This window comes from Pseudomonas sp. Marseille-QA0332, assembly GCF_054950175.1.
Window position 1 is genome coordinate 429,788 of sequence record NZ_CM143106.1, and the last position, 15,871, is coordinate 445,658.

General features: G+C 57.2%; 14 protein-coding genes and 1 other RNA gene. 6 read left to right on the forward strand and 9 right to left on the reverse strand.

The genetic code is table 11. From position 1 onward, the window contains the following. Window positions 1–136 precede the first annotated feature (136 nt). A complete protein-coding gene (locus tag ACY8GK_RS02025) occupies window positions 137–349 on the reverse strand; it encodes a hypothetical protein (protein WP_462402121.1) in 213 nt (70 codons plus the stop codon). Window positions 350–530: 181 nt separating this feature from the next. Between ACY8GK_RS02025 and ACY8GK_RS02030 the strand changes: the two genes are divergently transcribed. Then, window positions 531–758: a hypothetical protein gene (locus tag ACY8GK_RS02030; protein ID WP_462402122.1), complete on the forward strand. Its 228-nt coding sequence runs from the start codon at window positions 531–533 to the stop codon at window positions 756–758. 186 nt (window positions 759–944) lie between these two features. Here the strand turns inward: ACY8GK_RS02030 and ACY8GK_RS02035 are convergent, their stop codons facing one another. Beyond that, window positions 945–1,655, reverse strand: coding sequence for a recombinase family protein (locus ACY8GK_RS02035; protein ID WP_462402123.1), 711 nt, complete (start codon window positions 1,653–1,655; stop codon window positions 945–947). 225 nt (window positions 1,656–1,880) lie between these two features. Here ACY8GK_RS02035 and ACY8GK_RS02040 point away from each other — a divergent pair, with 225 nt between their 5' ends. Further along, window positions 1,881–2,903, forward strand: coding sequence for a DUF4238 domain-containing protein (locus ACY8GK_RS02040; RefSeq protein WP_462402124.1), 1,023 nt, complete (start codon window positions 1,881–1,883; stop codon window positions 2,901–2,903). Window positions 2,904–2,966: 63 nt separating this feature from the next. Here ACY8GK_RS02040 and ACY8GK_RS02045 read toward each other — a convergent pair whose 3' ends face one another. The 6 genes from ACY8GK_RS02045 to ACY8GK_RS02070 form a co-directional block, all read right to left on the reverse strand. Beyond that, window positions 2,967–3,239: a hypothetical protein gene (locus ACY8GK_RS02045; protein WP_462402125.1), complete on the reverse strand. Its 273-nt coding sequence runs from the start codon at window positions 3,237–3,239 to the stop codon at window positions 2,967–2,969. A gap of 356 nt (window positions 3,240–3,595) precedes the next feature. Continuing rightward, window positions 3,596–3,826, reverse strand: coding sequence for a helix-turn-helix domain-containing protein (locus ACY8GK_RS02050; protein ID WP_462402126.1), 231 nt, complete (start codon window positions 3,824–3,826; stop codon window positions 3,596–3,598). Between the two features lie 1,137 nt (window positions 3,827–4,963). Further along, complete coding sequence (locus ACY8GK_RS02055) at window positions 4,964–5,614, reverse strand: hypothetical protein (RefSeq protein ID WP_462402127.1); 651 nt, start codon at window positions 5,612–5,614, stop codon at window positions 4,964–4,966. A 246-nt stretch (window positions 5,615–5,860) separates the two neighbouring features. Then, a complete protein-coding gene (locus tag ACY8GK_RS02060; RefSeq protein WP_462402128.1) occupies window positions 5,861–6,673 on the reverse strand; it encodes a phage antirepressor KilAC domain-containing protein in 813 nt (270 codons plus the stop codon). Window positions 6,674–6,937: 264 nt separating this feature from the next. Beyond that, window positions 6,938–7,579 (reverse strand): ATP-dependent Clp protease proteolytic subunit, encoded by a 642-nt coding sequence (locus ACY8GK_RS02065; RefSeq protein WP_462402129.1) that lies wholly within the window; start codon window positions 7,577–7,579, stop codon window positions 6,938–6,940. 684 nt (window positions 7,580–8,263) lie between these two features. Then, window positions 8,264–9,565, reverse strand: a complete 1,302-nt coding sequence (locus tag ACY8GK_RS02070) for a site-specific integrase (RefSeq protein WP_462402130.1) — start codon at window positions 9,563–9,565, stop codon at window positions 8,264–8,266. A gap of 140 nt (window positions 9,566–9,705) precedes the next feature. On the opposite strand from ACY8GK_RS02070, the gene ffs reads away from it, so the two are divergent. The 4 genes from ffs to ACY8GK_RS02090 all read left to right on the forward strand — a co-directional run bounded on the left by ffs (window position 9,706) and on the right by ACY8GK_RS02090 (window position 12,994). Continuing rightward, window positions 9,706–9,791: signal recognition particle sRNA small type (gene ffs, locus ACY8GK_RS02075), an RNA gene on the forward strand. 303 nt (window positions 9,792–10,094) lie between these two features. Continuing rightward, window positions 10,095–10,598 carry a hypothetical protein gene (locus ACY8GK_RS02080; RefSeq protein ID WP_462402131.1) on the forward strand — a complete coding sequence of 168 codons (504 nt, stop codon included), beginning with the start codon at window positions 10,095–10,097 and terminating at the stop codon, window positions 10,596–10,598. Next, window positions 10,591–10,995, forward strand: a complete 405-nt coding sequence (locus tag ACY8GK_RS02085; protein ID WP_196176451.1) for a hypothetical protein — start codon at window positions 10,591–10,593, stop codon at window positions 10,993–10,995. The genes ACY8GK_RS02080 and ACY8GK_RS02085 overlap by 8 nt, the downstream gene beginning before the upstream one ends. 34 nt (window positions 10,996–11,029) lie before the next feature. Beyond that, window positions 11,030–12,994 (forward strand): hypothetical protein, encoded by a 1,965-nt coding sequence (locus tag ACY8GK_RS02090; protein WP_462402132.1) that lies wholly within the window; start codon window positions 11,030–11,032, stop codon window positions 12,992–12,994. Between the two features lie 422 nt (window positions 12,995–13,416). Here ACY8GK_RS02090 and ACY8GK_RS02095 read toward each other — a convergent pair whose 3' ends face one another. Then, window positions 13,417–15,573: a TonB-dependent siderophore receptor gene (locus ACY8GK_RS02095; protein ID WP_462402133.1), complete on the reverse strand. Its 2,157-nt coding sequence runs from the start codon at window positions 15,571–15,573 to the stop codon at window positions 13,417–13,419. Window positions 15,574–15,871: the final 298 nt, after the last annotated feature.

Sequence of the window (15,871 nt, forward strand, 5' to 3'; positions counted from 1 at the left end):
CGGTCCAGGTGGCAGCGAGTTATTTTATAGGTCGATATTTAGTGCCGCCGCGTGCCACCATGGGCTCGTTTTCTATAGTTCCTGATATTGCGGGCATTAAAAGCCGCCCCGGGCGGCGTCAATGCGGCGGACCTTATCATTTTTCTAAACGTATGAATCTAATACCTCGGTCAATACTTTCGGCGTTCGTATCGAGGGTGTGAAGGACTGTCAGCACGTTGTTATGGACATTTATCGAGCCACGCTGACGTATCCATGTACTTATTTCTTCAATGGCTGCTCTCAGTGCGGTCTGGTTCATATGCAGTAGTTCTATGGCGTCAGCGATTGCGGCGGCTTTGTCGTCCATATAGATTCCCTTACGATGGCGATGATGTGTTGGCATGCGAGCTTACAGTACACTCGGGCTGGCTGGGAGTGTGGTTAGAGCCTTGGTCACTGATATGATCCAGCTCCCATCTAGCAGCAATTCTGGTTGCGTGACGGGTCACAACCACTACAGTGAGTGTACGAAAGCACCGGAGGCTGGCATGCGAATTCGAGGCGAAGTGTTCTGGGACTGGGCTGACCCCAAGCTCCACCCTCGGGTTCACGACGAAGTGTTGAATGATGGCACCGCAATCAAGGTGCAGTTTAGGTTGGCGCCGACAGGGAACACTCAAATGTTCATCGGCGTTTACGCACCATCGGGCATGGCTCTGCACGAAGAAGCCTTCGACAACCGACCGGGTGAGTCTATGACACGCCCTCTAGCGTGAGGCGTAGAGCACGCACGCAATCTGGCGCTTGCCTGATCTTCTATTGGTAGCCTCGATATGGGGCGGTGGTTAACGCTTCTGGCTGGCCCATAGCGAGCTGTACAGCACGATTTCAAAATATCTGATGGGGCAGGGCAGCATGACACGGAACGGCGATAATCGCCCCTTACGAGACCCCAAACGCTGTCAGCTGCTAGTGGCGAATGACAGCTCAAGACGGGCCATAAGGCGGGATACGGTCATGGGTTGAAAGGCACTGCCCCGTGCGGTGGTCACGCCTTTAGAGTTGAGGCACTGGGCAATGGCTGCAAACGAAGTGCAACCATCGTACAAGCACGCCTTGATGTGGTGAGCGATAGCATCAGCCCGAATGTCTGCATTCACTTGCTTAGCCTTTACAGCGGCACCGTTGCCTACTGCCCACGCCTTCGCACGGCCAGCGTCACGACGGGCGATCTTTTCCTGAGCTTCAGTATTGCCACTGGCGGCTAGCTTCTTCAGTTCGGCCAGGCCAGCCTTTGTACGGGCACGGATTTTCAGCAGCTCTTCTTCAGCGAGTAGTGACTTGATGTTCCGCAGCAGGCCGCTGCTATGTACGTCCTCTGCCTCGATAAAGGTGTATTTCTTCTGCAAGGTCACAAAATGAGCGTGATCCCGCGTGAGACGGTCGATTCGATGTACTACTATCGGGCAGTTCGACCCTTTCGCCATAGCAAGAGCCAACCGGCATTGTGGTCGGTCCTGGGGATCGACGGCACCTGATACACCTTCGTCAGTGAACTGGGCGACAATCTCCCATCCGTGCGTCTCGGCTGCGATCTTGATGGCTGCAAACTGGCCACCTACCGACAAGCACTGATCGTCTGTACTCATCCTTGCGTAGGCTATTACCTGCATCGCTTCCTCGACTGATCATCCGGTGTGTACCAATTTTAACATATTGCTGATGACCGTCTACGAAATGTTAAGGTTGTGGGTCATGCAGTTGTCGCGAGTAGGGGCCTCTGATTCGTTCTCTGAGGGATAGGAGCGAAAGTTTGTCATGAGGGAGGGTCTAGTTCGCCAGCATCTGCTGTGTATGATTGTTGCGAGACGATCTGTTCTAGTCGGAGTGAAAAGGCGATGCAGCAGCTGCGTAAAGACAATCACTACGTTCCGAAGCTTTACCTAAAGCAGTGGGCCACTGCAGGTCAAATCCTCACATACCGACTTCTAGTCCCTAGCGAAAAAGCTCCGCTCTGGAAGCCCCAGTCTTTGAAGGGAATTGCTTTTCATCAGCACCTCTACACATATGTGATTGGGCAAGAGGAAACGGATGAATTCGAGCGCTGGCTCGATAGTGAGTTTGAGGGGCCGGCGGAAGAGGCGATTCGCAGGGTCGTCGACGGAGAACAGATGCGTCCCGATCATTGGAGGCGACTTGTTCGCTTCGCTGTCGCTCTGGATGTGCGAACGCCAGCTCGGCTACGCGAGTTTCTCCAGCGCCAGAATGAAACACTACCGGCTCTGATGAATGATACCGTTCAGCGATCAATATCTAGATTGCAGCGTGCTGCTAGCCTAGGAGAGGCATTGCCTGTTCCGCCTGAGGAAATCGATTCGTTTGCTCCCTTCAGGATTTTCATGGAGGAAGGGAAGCACGGAGTTGGGAGGCTGAAAGCGGAAGCGTATCTAGGCAGGCGGATGTGGGTTTGGCAGATGAAGCACCTGCTTACCAATACACTCGGTAAGCTACCCGCTCACAGGTGGACTATCCTACGGCCTCCATCGGGTATGTCATGGCCTACCTCCGACAATCCCCTGATACGGCTTAATTTCAAAGACGCTGGAAATTACGACTTCAAGGGAGGGTGGGGAGTCAGAAACGGAGACATACTCCTCCCATTAGGACCGAAGCATCTGCTCTACACCTGTATGGGAAACAGGGCCAAGCCACGTGGTAGTGTGATTGATCTTGCCACTGCCGGGCTTATCCGTAGGATCATTATCGAGCATGCGGATCGCTACGTATTCGCTACGGAGCCAGGCGACATACAACTGATTCGCCCTCGTCTTGTTTGCCCTGCAACGTTCAACGCCGAGCGTGTAGCTTGGCAAAACTGGCACTCACAGCAAAGTGAGGCTGAAAGAGCGTTTGGGAGCTGATCAGGAAAGCTAGCAAACCTGGCGACACTGCCGCTTCGGTTAAGCAAAGAGAACATGTGCCAGCTAAACATCGCTAGGCTCGTTGCTCGCCTTCTCATCGTTAGCTGCCTGGATGGTGGCGAGGGTTTCAACAGCCATCTGATGAAGGATAGGCTCGATGACCTGCTTTGATTTTAACAGCTGCGTCAGGGCAGCGTTGACTGATAAGGCTACCCTTGAGTCTCCGTTCTCAGTCATCCACGCACTGATGTCGGTAAGTGCGTGTGCTATCGCAATCTGGCTTCTGAACAGCTCACTTAAGATTGCTGTTGTGCATTGGCTGTTGTCGGGTTTCATCGAAGACCTCCCTATAGCGGAGACGGGCGGCACTTCGGTCGCCCCATCTGAGCTTCCTATGCCCAAATTGCTCCATTAGCTTGCTGAGCACTGATTTCAATCAGGCAGGAGCGGTCGGCTAAATCCCGTACTGGCCAATGCCAGGATTCTCGGGGTCTGCGGTAAGGTTAGTTGCTCAAATGATGCCGCAGCGGTCCTTTACTGGGCCAGTTCGGAATAGATAGGGGATTAGTTATTCGTCGGGGCCCGATGCACGCGTTGCGTCAGGGGCTCAGCACCCCTGCGAGGGCCGAAGCGTGACAGCGTAGGTCACAGTGAAGGCGCCCCATAGATGAGGTGGCACTGTCACTGGCAGCTCACATCCCTTCGAACAGTGTGGCGATGCTCACGCCTAGGGCGTCGGCCAGAACCTTGATAGCGTTGATGGACGGGTTCGCTCCTCCCGTCTCGATGCGGGACATGTACGTCCTAGCGAAGCCGCACCGATCAGCGAATGCCTCCTGGCTCATGCCCATGGCCACGCGCAGCTCCCTGATGCGGGTGCCGAACTGGTGCTGAAGTGCTGGGGAGGGAGGAGGTGCGGGCATTCCCTCATGGTCAGCGGATGTGATCTAATCGGACACACACTAATCGTGACATTCGTCGAGGGCTAGCCCTCGCGGGCACATAAGGATCGAGACGATGGCCGAGGTTACTTCAATTTTCCCTGCATCCCAGGGCTCCGTGTTCTTCACGCCTGAAGCTATGGGGTGCGTCCTTGAGCTGGTGCTTTCACACCGTTCTTGTGGTGCCATCCTGCTGGCCCTTTGCTCGAACGTGGGAGAGGGCGGAGTAGTGCGGGTGTCACAGGCTGCTATAGCCCATCAGTGCGACGTTACTCTCCGTAAACTCTCGAAGGAACTCACTCACCTTGTCGATGGCGGCTGGATCGAGCTGATAAATGTGAGTATCGAGCCGGGCGGTCCGCTTGAGTGCGTCATTAGCCCTCTTGTTCTTCAGACGATCAGGCCCTAAAGAACGGGTTTGAGTGTGCGGTAGGAACTGAGTAGAGTTCACACATTAGGCTGCTGGTCGTTGTCTTATCAGAATAGAGGTGGGTGGTGACGCACCACACCGTCCCGCATGGTTAGAGATTCCTCGAGTGCCTGCTGCATAATAGTTACGGAGGCGGGGGCAGAGGTGAAAGCCCCCGATCAACCTAGTTCAACTGTAGGGTTCGATGTAACGTACCGTTACTAGATTAACTAGTGCACGATAGAAGCAAGATCAAGAGCGGGGAGGGCGATGCAGCCCCACTCTCCCCCTGTAACCTAGAGTTGTGATGTCGCCTCACGGGACTTCTAATCAGGGGGGGGCAGGGCAGAAAAGCCCCCCGAAGCTTTTGACTCGAACTGTACCGATACATGGTGACGTTCCGTCACGTTGCAGTAACCGCTAAAGTTCTTAGCAAGATTAAAAGCAAGATCAAGAGCGGGGAAGGGGATCCCCTTTCTTCCCCTGCCTAATAGAGATGTTATCCGTGCTTCAGGCACTGAATGTCCTGCTGTGGCGTAACGCCACGGAAATAATGCGTAGAGACAATAGTTTTAAATCTCCGCTTTGGCGAAACGCTTCTAGTCCTGCCTTGTCGCATATTGTGTAAATTCTTATTATAATAGGATTTTGTCGCGCCCCTTGTGCTACGGGGCCTCTGCTCGGATTCTCGCGTGCTTTTTTGAAATTACCTACGTAGCTATGGTGAGAGAGTCCGTCGCCTGGGGTGGTTCAATCGTTACAGTATGCAAGTGGCCAGTGGGTTGATACCAGTACTCAATGTATTCGCCACGGGTGTAGTCATCGCCCCTGAAAATCAGTCGCGGGTTCACGCTCAGCTTTATCTCCCTCTTACGCATACTCCCATCTCGTGATGTCGAGACACGCAGCATGTGGCTATCAGTCAGCAATCTCAGCTTCTTCATTAAGTTTGATTCCGCTACACCTAGCGACTTCGCTAGGTCTACCTGGCTCATGATGATAATGTTTCGATAAAGAACAAGTCCGTGGAGTTGTTCGAGTAGTCGCAGTTGCGGAATGGTAATGCGACAGTCGATGCCAGTGCGGCGCCACTCTCCATGGGCATTGTCCACTTCACTTCGTAGTGAGTGCAGAGTATGGGGCGGTAGTTTGCGTCGGTCAACGAAGCTTAAGTGGTCTTCGAAGTCATCGATGCTTCGGCACTTACCAAGTTCGCACTTGTATTCGGCAGGCCCAACAAGCGCTGATGGTGTGTCATTGTGCCCAATGATCTCTCCAGTGCTTGCATCGATAATTAGGCCATTAATACTGAGAAGTTTGTACGTCTCGGTGGTGATTGGTGTGGTGGCGTCAAGTTTCAATTATTACATCCTTCTGAGTGCAGGCTGTATTAGCATAGATATGCAGGCCCATATCGCAGACGGCACGAAGCTCGCCCTGCTGAGGGGGCTTCGAGCGAATTTCGTGTAGGTGCTTAAAGTTTGGCGCTAGGCGATGGCTGGTTTGATTGCTCCAGCCACCTTCGAGGTGTGTTTCGTCCAGGGCAGTACATAACTCGTCCTGGGCTACATACGATCGTGTTGTTAGCGCTAGGGGGGGGCGAATTCTTACAATCCAGCGCGACCATTTTTTTCGATGAAATGCTGAAGCCAGATCAAGCCTTTGCCAGTAAGGAGGGCTAGTGCTTTAAACTCACGCTTACCCGTTTTATGGTTATAGCATGCGCACTCCTTCACTTCGAAGTACCCTGCATCGAGATACTTCTGATAAGGCATGTTCTGTTGGTGTGGGCGACTCATCAAGATTTTGTGGTCACGGAGGTATTCGAGATAACGATTCCGCCCAGTGTCGAGAAGCTTAGCGGCCTTGGTTGGATTTAATAGGTCGTCCCGTTCGTAAATCTTGTTGTAGAAATCAACCTTCTCAGAGTCTTCGGCAAGCTGTTGCTCCAGGGCTTCGACTTGGTGCGTCAGCATGGTCTGCTCTTCCTTCAAAGTGAGCACGAGTTTCAGGGTGCCTGCCAAATTGTTTGGAATCTCAATTACCCCAAGTTTCTTCTCCGCTTCCAGTGCATGCCAGCGATCAACTACTACGGCTCGCATCCTGGTGCTGTAGCCTGTAAGAAGGATATCGACCTCCCGACGGGGAAAATGGAAGCATTTTTTACTGCGGTTACGCGAATCCTGATAGATGCCCTGGAACTTCAGGATATCTTCTCCAAGCTCTTTGAACTGTTGGCGAATGTCGTTCATCACATTGTCATGGCGCTTACCCGTCAGCTTCGCGATCTCCATGCTGCTCATGGTGACGGTGTTGTCTGCGCTGTGAACAAAGCTTTCCTGCTGGAGGGCAGTGAACGAACTCTCGATAACAGCGGTGATAGCGGTGGGGGTAGGATTCTCGGTGACGGTGGTATTCATGGTTTGAATGTCCATATAGTATGTGTTTATAAAATTTAGGGTGTAGCTGCCCGTCGCTATAACTTTGTAGCGATTAGAGCGTGTGAATATAGGGTTGTCTCGCGCATTAATTGAGCGCTGGGTGAGGTCAGTGCAGTTTAGTCGAGGCTAAGTCATAGTATTTCCTGTGGTTAACTGTTTGGGTTTGTTGTATGGCAGAAGGCTGGTGCCGAGACTTAGGACGTCGTCTTCGTAATGTGTGGGGGTCTAACTTGTCAAGTGATCTTATGCTGCCTCTTGCTGGTCCCAGTGGCGCATGAATTCTTCGAGTCCTCGAGCTTTGCATTGTTCACGGTACTCGTGGAGTAGCGGCATGCGCTCCCGTAAGTCATCCGCAAAGAAGTACAAGTCTTTGCCGTAATCTACCGCTTCGTAAAATTCATCTTCGCAGAGAAATCCTTGGTATGTTCGTTCAATCCATTCCCGGTTGAGTCGCTCTGTATACTCCACTCTCGACCGGATATCCGACTCCTTCCCATATCCAGGTGAATAGGAGCAGGAGTGAACCATCATGGTGCTACTGTCGTAAATTACCCAGTCATCGGCTTGAAGAGCGATTGCCGAAGCAACTGATGCGCAAGTCATGCCGATCTCTACGATGATGTGAGCTTCGCACTCTTCCATTCGGCGGCATAGGTAGTCGCATGTCTCCAAACTTCCACCGGAGGATGAAAGCTGGATATATACCTGATCCTCCTCTCCTGCATGGGCAAGAATGCTGACGAATTCACCGTACTCATGGATTTCGCCGATAGGGCCGGTGAGCGGGACGACGTATTGTGTCGAAACTCGCTGCTTGGCAAGGATGTTGTTCGGACGGAAAGAACTTTCGAGTTCTGCAGGGTTGTTGCTTGCTTGGTGTTTCATCTAGTTGTCTTCCTTTACGGATTTCGGGCAATAGTTGGCCGTCGCTCGAAATTGAGAGCTGGTTCTGGGGTGGTCTATTGAATAAGTTTGAGTGGTGTATGATGTGGTGTTTGGTAGTAGTTTGCTCGTTGTTAAACTCCTCCGTTGGTTGTTGGCGAATTCTGGGCAATAGGGTGCCGTAACGTAAACTCTAAGTTTCGTCGGATTTATAGTAAGTGTGGCGAGTGGGCGGACTGGCCCTATGCTCAGGGAAGTATCAGAAGTTCTCTATTAAGTCATATAGTTGCCTTTAATGTTGGAAGTGAGGGGCGGATTACGGTCACGGAATTATCTTGCGATCATGGCATGGTGGTTACTCGGGTAGTAGAAACTAGGGCTGATGCGGTTGAGTCTTGCTGAATCTCAGGCACGACAAAACCTCCGTGCTAACCATTCATTCTTTCGAGTGAATCCGCAGGGAGGTAAAGTTCAATCTGGCAATTTTGGCCAACGTTTCACCGGTGACTTGGTGATGGAAGGCAATTTACGCGAGCCGATTCAGAGAGTCAACCCCCAGATGTGAAAATAATTCGGCCATTCTCTGGCGTTCGTACTGCCGCATCTGGTTGGGTAGCTCGGGTGGGGCATCCTTCTATGCGCGGCAGGTCCTGCAAGCGGGTGTGCAGGCTAGGTCTCCCGCAATCATCAAGCGGGCATCGCAATATGGCGGATTGCATCAAGCATCGCCTTCAGCGGGCTTCTGCTCCCGTAGACGCTGAACGTAATGGCCCCGTCTTCATGGCCGACGATCCGCTTGATCAGCGAGTCTTGTACGCCTGCATCCCGGAGGTCGTCGATGAGCGTGTGACGGAAGCTATGGAATGTCTTCCTAGTGTCATTGACCCCCTGGCGGGTCCGGTAGCGGCCGAACCACTTTGATGGGGCGTGGCCGAGCTTGCCTCGTACTGCTTCCAGCTCAGGGAACACACGATCAGTTCCTGATACCTTAACTGACTCAACGTGCTGAAGCAGGCCCAGGTCTAACAGGGCAGGATGTATAGGAAGGATGCGACGGCTGCTAACGTTCTTGAGGTTCTGGCCTTTACCGCTGTCATCAATGCGGATGCATGGGATTCCCTGTTGCTCGATGAAGTCATCAACTCGCAATTGGCAGAGCTCTTCCAGTCGTGCCCCGGTGGCTCGCCCCATTAAGGGCAGCCAGTAGCGCCATGGGTGCTTGCGTGCTTCCTTTCGCAGCGCTTCATGATCCAGCAGTGCAGTCAGATCATCGCGGTCAAATGACAGGCGTGCTTCCTTTGCTGATCCCGTCATGACTTTCATGCCAGCAAGAGGGTTGTCTGCGACATACCCGTTTGCCTTGCACCAGTTCATGAAGGCCGTGAGCTTGCGGAGCCGGTTGTTCACGGTGACAGCGGTGATGGTCTTGTAGCTGCCAGCTGACTCGACCACCTGCTTCAGGGTCTTACCCTTGAACTCTGGGCGTAAGCCGAAGTACTGGGGGCAGCGGCTGAGTCGTTCTTTTAGCAGACGTGCTTGCTGAGTGTCGAAGGCTAGGGCAGGCATGTCACCCATCAGCTCGAACAGGTCTGATAACGCACGCTCGACTTCATCCGCACTGACCTGCCGCCATGTGCCGCCGCGTTTCCCTTCTTCTATGTAGAGCTTCGATAGGGCGGCGAGGGTAGGGGTATCGTGTCCGGCCTGCACTGGAGTCGTCGAGGTCGATCGTGGTGATATCGAGATGGTTGGTATGGGGGCTGAGTTCCGCCACTGCGAACATAACGCACGAAGCGTCTGAAGGTCTGTTAGCGGGTGCTCGCTGAGGTGGCCATGTAGCCTTTGAACGATTGATGCGGCGAGGAACAGGGCGCTCTGCCGGTGCCTAATGTTCAGGCTCAAACGCAAAGTGTGACACTTCGGAAAGAGGTGCTTCGGCAGCTTGAGATTGAGGTAGTAGACGGCTTTGCGTCGGATCAGATAGGCCATGGGTGTGACACCAAAGTATTACAGCAAAGTGTGACGGTGCTGGCTACACCCCAAGTTTTGAGTGATCGTGCTGAATATCTACACGAGCAAATGGCGAACTACCTCATCAGCCTGAAACCCTTGCCCCATAAGGCCCGCATTGATTCCCGAGCATGCTTGCATGCGTACCTGGTCAGGCCCGGAAGGGAGCAGCCATAGCGGGAACATCGAGTGCCGGGGTGTGGCTGGTGGGGCTGCCTCCATTACGCAAGCCCTCGAGTTCTCAAGGGTCTCTCGCTCAACGATCTCGAAGTCACATGTCCTTTGCCTTGTCGTCCAGGCGCAATGGCAATGCTGGCCATGTCTGGGCTGAAGTCATCAGGCCTCCATGATCCGAGGCTGCCATTTTCCAGGCCGACTGCCGCCGATGGGCAACTGGCGCTCGCCATCACAAGCCCGCGCACATTTCGTATCCTCGCAAGCCTTGATCGGCTGCATTTCCGATGCCTACTCTGCATCCTGTTACCCAGACGTGCCAGGAGTGAAGAACATGGACGAAGTTGACCCCCTGATCCAAAGCCGGCTGCGCGACTGGCAGGCCCGACGTCTGGCCATCAAGGACCAGATGCAGGCCAGTCCCGAGCGTACCCTGGAGTTGTCGTGGCTACTGGACCAGATGGACGAGGAGCATGAGCAGATCCTCCAGGCTGCACGGTCCGGCGGGCCGGACGACGAGTCACGGGAGGAGGCGCCCGCCGTTCGCTCCACTGCGACCCTCCACGCTGATGTTCCGGCCTCTCGATCGACCACGGACGACGTTCAGGCGCCGCCTGGCAGCGTGGTTTCCAGGCAGCTCCAGCTTCGCTTGAGCCTGACGGCCGCCAGCGCCAGCGATCTTCGCAAGCTGCTGGAGCTCGCCGTCCACGAGCTCGACGGCAAGCTGGTCGAGCCTGCCGGGCTTGGCGACCTGCCAGGACGACGGGAAGGACACATGGCCGGCAGCTTGGGCGACTACCGTTTCCAACTGGATATCAAAGGTGGGGAAGATGAATGACTCGGCCGTGCCCGAAGACCGGGATGAAAATGCCCTGCCGGCCTCGGCCAAGCGCGGCGAAGCGCATGCGGTCTCCGACGAAACCCTCGCCCGGCATCTGTTGCCGCTGCTGGAGGTGTATGATGTGAAGTGGCGTGGGCATGGCGTCATCTACGTGGATGACACGTCCTGGAACATCGAGTCCGCCACCAGGCTCATCGCCGAGCTTGGCATGCGTCTTGGCCTGCCGGCCGAAATCGTGCGCCGCCGCCTGATCGAGGCGAATCTGCTCCGGGACGTGCGTCGCCAGCCGATGCCAGGCAACCCGGCGCAGCGTGTCGTCGCCCAGCTTGCCGCGTCGAAGCTGCTGAACCAGGCACCTCGACGTGGCGAACCCGAAGATCCCGACCAGAACTGAAGCCAGGGCACCATCGGCCCGGCCAAGAGACCCCATGCAGCCGGAACATTACGACTTCTCCAACCCTGTGTACCTGCCGATCACCGAGGAGTGCTGCCAGCAACTGCTCGAGGACGAGGGCAGGGCTGGCCTGGAAGCGTTGAGCGATGCGCAGCTGGCTTCGGTGCTGGTGATCCAGCACCTGGCCCAGGCCGGCGAACAGGGCCTGACCGCCAATGGGGCCGAAAAGCTCCTCGCCAGGCTGCTGGCCTGGACGCTCGATGCGGCGGGCACCAGCAATGCCAGCCTGCTGGCCGAGGCCCAGCGACTGTTCGATCAGCGCAAGCTGTACTTTGGCCTGGAACTGCTCAAGCCCCTCAACCTGCGGTTGCTCGAGGCGGAGGAGGTCGCTATGGGCGACTACCTGCTGCCCGATGGCCGCTGGGACCTGTGCTACAAGGTCCGTCATCATCAGCGCCATAACCCGTTCAGCCAGCAGATGATCACCGCGCGCAGGCGCGAGCGCTGGTTGAGCCCGGCCCAGGACCGGCTGGTCAGAACCTTCCGCGCCAACCTGGACGAGCATCTGCACGTCCAGGGCTACGCCGGTGTCGGCAAGAGCCATCTGCTCGGGGCCCTGATGGAGTGCCTGCAACCGGGGCGCACGCTGGCGCTGGCCCGAACCGAAGGAAAGCTCGAGGCCTTGCGCCGTCGACTTGGCGGGGCTGGCAAGCTCCCTGGCCTGAGCTTCCAGGCCTTCGCCCAGGCCGTGCTGAGCGGGCCACGCGGCGCATCGGTCGCGCGCTTGGGCTCGAGCCCGGCCCGGCTCCCCAGCAAGCCCGCGGTGTGCGAAGAGCTGTCGATCTTCGGCTTTCGCGGCTATGGCCCGGTGCAGGCCCTGGACATCTGCCTGGCGGTGCTGGCGCGGTACTGCGATTCCTGGGAGCGAACGCTGACGCGAGAACACCTGCCGGTGTTCCAGCAACCGCTGTCGACAGTCGAGGCGCAGGTGTTGCTCGAGCACGCCAGCCGGGTCTGGACCTGGCTGGAGGCCAATCCGCGCTGGTCGGTGCGGACCGGGTTCGAGGCGCTGCTGGTGATCAAGCGGGCAAGCCTTGCCGGTTGCCAGGTGCCGGCGCGCTTCAGCCATGTGATCGTCGACGAAAGCCAGGACATTCCGCCGCCGCTGTTGCAGATCATCGAACGCGGGCGCCAGGTGCTGGTCACCCTGGGCGACGAATATCAGAAGGCCAGCGGTCCGGTGGTCAGGCGTGAACGCAGGGTTCGGCAGAATGACGTGAGCTATTCGGTGCGCTCGGGGCGCAAGGTCGAGGCACTGGTCAACCCCTTGATTGCGCTGCATTCGGAAAAGCCACGGGTGCCGTTCGAGGGCGCTCGCGACGCCGACGTGCGCATCGAGACCTACGCCGAACGCTTCACCCCGCCCCCAGGATGCGTGGTACTCACCGGGTCGCGCTGGGACAGCATGAAGTGGGCAATGGAGCTTTTCCGCCAGAACTGCGCCTTCGGCTTCCTCGACAAGCGGGCCGAAGCCGACCTGAAGTGGTTCATGGAAAGCGCGGTCAGGCTGTTCAGGCCGGATGCCTTTGGCGCTACCGGACGAACCGAGGCCCACCCCGCGTTCGCCGAAATGACCGACTGGCGGCAGGTGCGCGAGGCCAATCGCTTCGATGAAGCGTTCCTGTGGGTCCAGGGGGAGCTCGAACAAGGCTTGCGGGTCGCCGATGTCACGGCGCTCGACCGTGTGATCGGGCGCAGTGCCTCGAGCTGTCTGTTGCTGATGGCGGAAAAGGCTGGAGGCTGGGAGTTCGACCAGGTCCTGCTGACGCCAGGGTTGCTGACCACGCTGCGGTTCAAGGACGCCTACGAGTTCGATCATCGGATCTGTGCGATCTACATTGCCATTTCGCGGGCGCGCCACAGGTTGTACCTGCCGTATGAGCTGCAGGAGTGGATCGACTACCATGCGAGCAATCATCGCGGGGCGCATGGGTATTAGGCTTTGTACGAAAAGTCGCCGAGCGGCGATCAGGCAAGGCGAAAACAGGCGAGGAATGGCCGGGGTCGCGCTCGACTTTACGGGTTGTAAACGAGCATTCCGAGCCTGTTTTCAACGTAGCCTGATCGTCGCGCAGACACTTTTCGTACAAAGCCTTGGGGTCGAGGCAGAAGGGGGGCGCTGTGCGGACCATCGCGGTTGGCGGCGGGCTGTGTGACTGGGAGTTGCCGCTGTGCCCGATGCAACCGGCGATGGCGGGGCTGTGCGCCAGGCGCACGCCGACGCCGCTGCGCAATTGCCTGCCCAGCCTGGCGGCCCGCGAGGCATTCGGGCGCGGGCGGTTCTTGGCCGCCTGGTCATGAAGGTTGGGGCAATGAACAACGCCAGCACGAGGGCTGGCGTTGTCAGGGGCGGCTATTGAGTTACAAGGTCCACTTCAGGCTGAACATCACGTTGCGTGGGTCGCCATAGACGCCATTGCCGGTACCGTTCGGGATGCCTTGCCAGTACTTCTTGTCGAAGACATTGTTGAAGTTGACGCGGCCGTCCCAGTGCTCGTCGAAGCGGTAGCCGGCCATCAGGCCCACCACGGCATAGCTGTCCTGTTCGGCGTGGCCGTTGCCTACGCGGTTGTAGGTTTCGCTCTGGGCGAAGACATCCGCGCCGACTCGCCACTTGCTCAGGTCGCCGGTGAGGTTGTAGCTGGTCGCCGCCTTGAACAGGTGCTTGGGCTGGTCGGGGCCGAAGCGCTTGCCCTGGTAGGTGGTGTCCTTGACGTACTCGCTCATGACGTAGGTATAGGCCGCCGAGAAGTTCCAGTTCGGCGTCAGGGCGCCGCTGAGCTCGGTATCGATACCACGGCTGCGCACTTCGCCAGCGGCTTCGTAGCAGGTCCGGCCCTGACTGGCACAGCTGGCTGGCTGGTTGGCGATGGCGTAGGCGCGGTTTTCCTGGGTCATCTCGAACAGCGCTACCGAAGCGTTCAGCGCACCGTCGAGGTATTCGCCCTTCAAGCCGATCTCATAGCTTTCACCGGTCATTGGTTCGAGCACCGAACCGCCGACATCCTGGTTGCTCTGGGGCTTGAAGATCTCGGTATAGCTGGCGTAGGCCGAGTAGGTATCGTTCAGGTCGTAGATGATACCGGCATAGGGCGTGAATTCGCGGGTGGCCTTGTAGTCGTTGTCGCTCAGCTTGTTGTCATAGTCCCACCAGCTGACACGCCCGCCGATGATCACATGCAACGGATCGATCGGGTTGAAACGGGCCACGGCGTAGGCCGCTTCCTCGGTGGTGACGTTGTGGTTGGCATAGGCGTTGCGATCGGCGATGGACGGCTTGACCACGCTGCCAGGATCGAAATCATAGATGTTGATGGGCGTCGCTGCCCACCAGCCACCGCGCTGGTTGTATTTCTCCTGGCGACGGCTGACCCCGGCGAGGAACTCGTGATCGCGACCCATCAGCTGGAACGAGCCGCCCAGCGAGGCGTCGATGTTGAGCATGTCGTCGTCGGTCAGGTAGTGCCCAGAGGCTGTGCCCAGGTCAGAGACCGAAGCGTAGGGGTAGTTCATCGCCGACAGGTAGTTGGAGAACGTGTCGGACTCGCCCCAGATCTTCTGCACAGCCACCTTGCCGGTCCAGCCATTGTCGAACTTGTGGGTCAGGTCCGAGAACAACGTGTAGTTGTCCTGATCCCAATAAGCCCAGTCACCGCCATAGAAGGTCGAACGCGACAGGTGCAGGTTCTCGCCGTTGGGCCCGCTGGGCAGGCTGCCCCAATCGGACTTCTTGTCTTCACGCTGCTTGGAAGCGCCGATGGTGAAGGTGGTCGAATCGCTCAGGTCGGCTTCCAGGATCCCGTAGAAGGTCTGGCGCTTGGTCCCGCGTACATCGACGAAGCTGTCGTTGTCTTCGTAGGCGGCCACCACGCGGCCGCGCAGGGTGCCGCTGTCGTTGAGCTTGTTGGAGGCGTCGATCTCGGTGCGGTACCGGTCCCAGCTGCCCGCGCTGGTGGTGATGCTCAGCTGGGGCGTGGCCGTGGGGCGCTTGCGCGCCAGGTTCAAGGTCGCGGACGGGTCGCCGGCACCCGTCATCAGGCCGGTCGCGCCACGCACGACTTCGACGCGGTCATAGATGGCCAGGTCCGCCGAAGCCAGGGTGTCGAGGGTGAAGGTGCCTGCGGTGGTGGACAGCCCATCGTACATGATGTTGTCGATGCGGAAGCCGCGCGCCAGGAACTCCCGGCGGTCCGAGCCGAACTTGCGCAAGGTCACGCCAGGGGCGTACTTGACCACATCGTCGAGGTTGTTCATGCCCTGGTCTTCGATGCGCTGCCGGGTGATCACGCTGACCGACTGCGGCGTCTCGCGGATCGACAGCGGCAGGCCGGTGGAAGTGCTCATCGCGCCGGTGGTGTAGGAGCGCGTGCCTTCGGTGGTCGCCTGGTTGGCCGTCGAATCGGCGGTCGCGGTGACTTCGCTGGCGCCGAGTTCGACGACATCGGCGGCATGGGCCAGCGAGCTTGCGGTGGCAAGGGAGATCATCAGCGCGAGCGGGCGCAAAGAGTAGGGATTCATTGTTCTGTAACCTTCGGGCACAACCCAAGGAGGACTCATTCCTGAACAGGTGCAGAGTCTGAAGTCAATGTGGGAAACGTCCGTTTAATGAAGTCGCATCCTGCCTCTGGTGCGTAGGAAGGCTATAAAATTGTGAAAAAAATGTAAATAGAAACATTTACCATTTGCAAGAACCGCTGCCGCTAACCGTTGCGCCAGCCATCACTGTCGTCGCCTCGTCACCGCCAGGGTCGCGCTCAATGGTGCAATTTCGCCCCCGCTCCGCTAGCATTAGCGATCTCCCGCTGGTTCAGTTGCG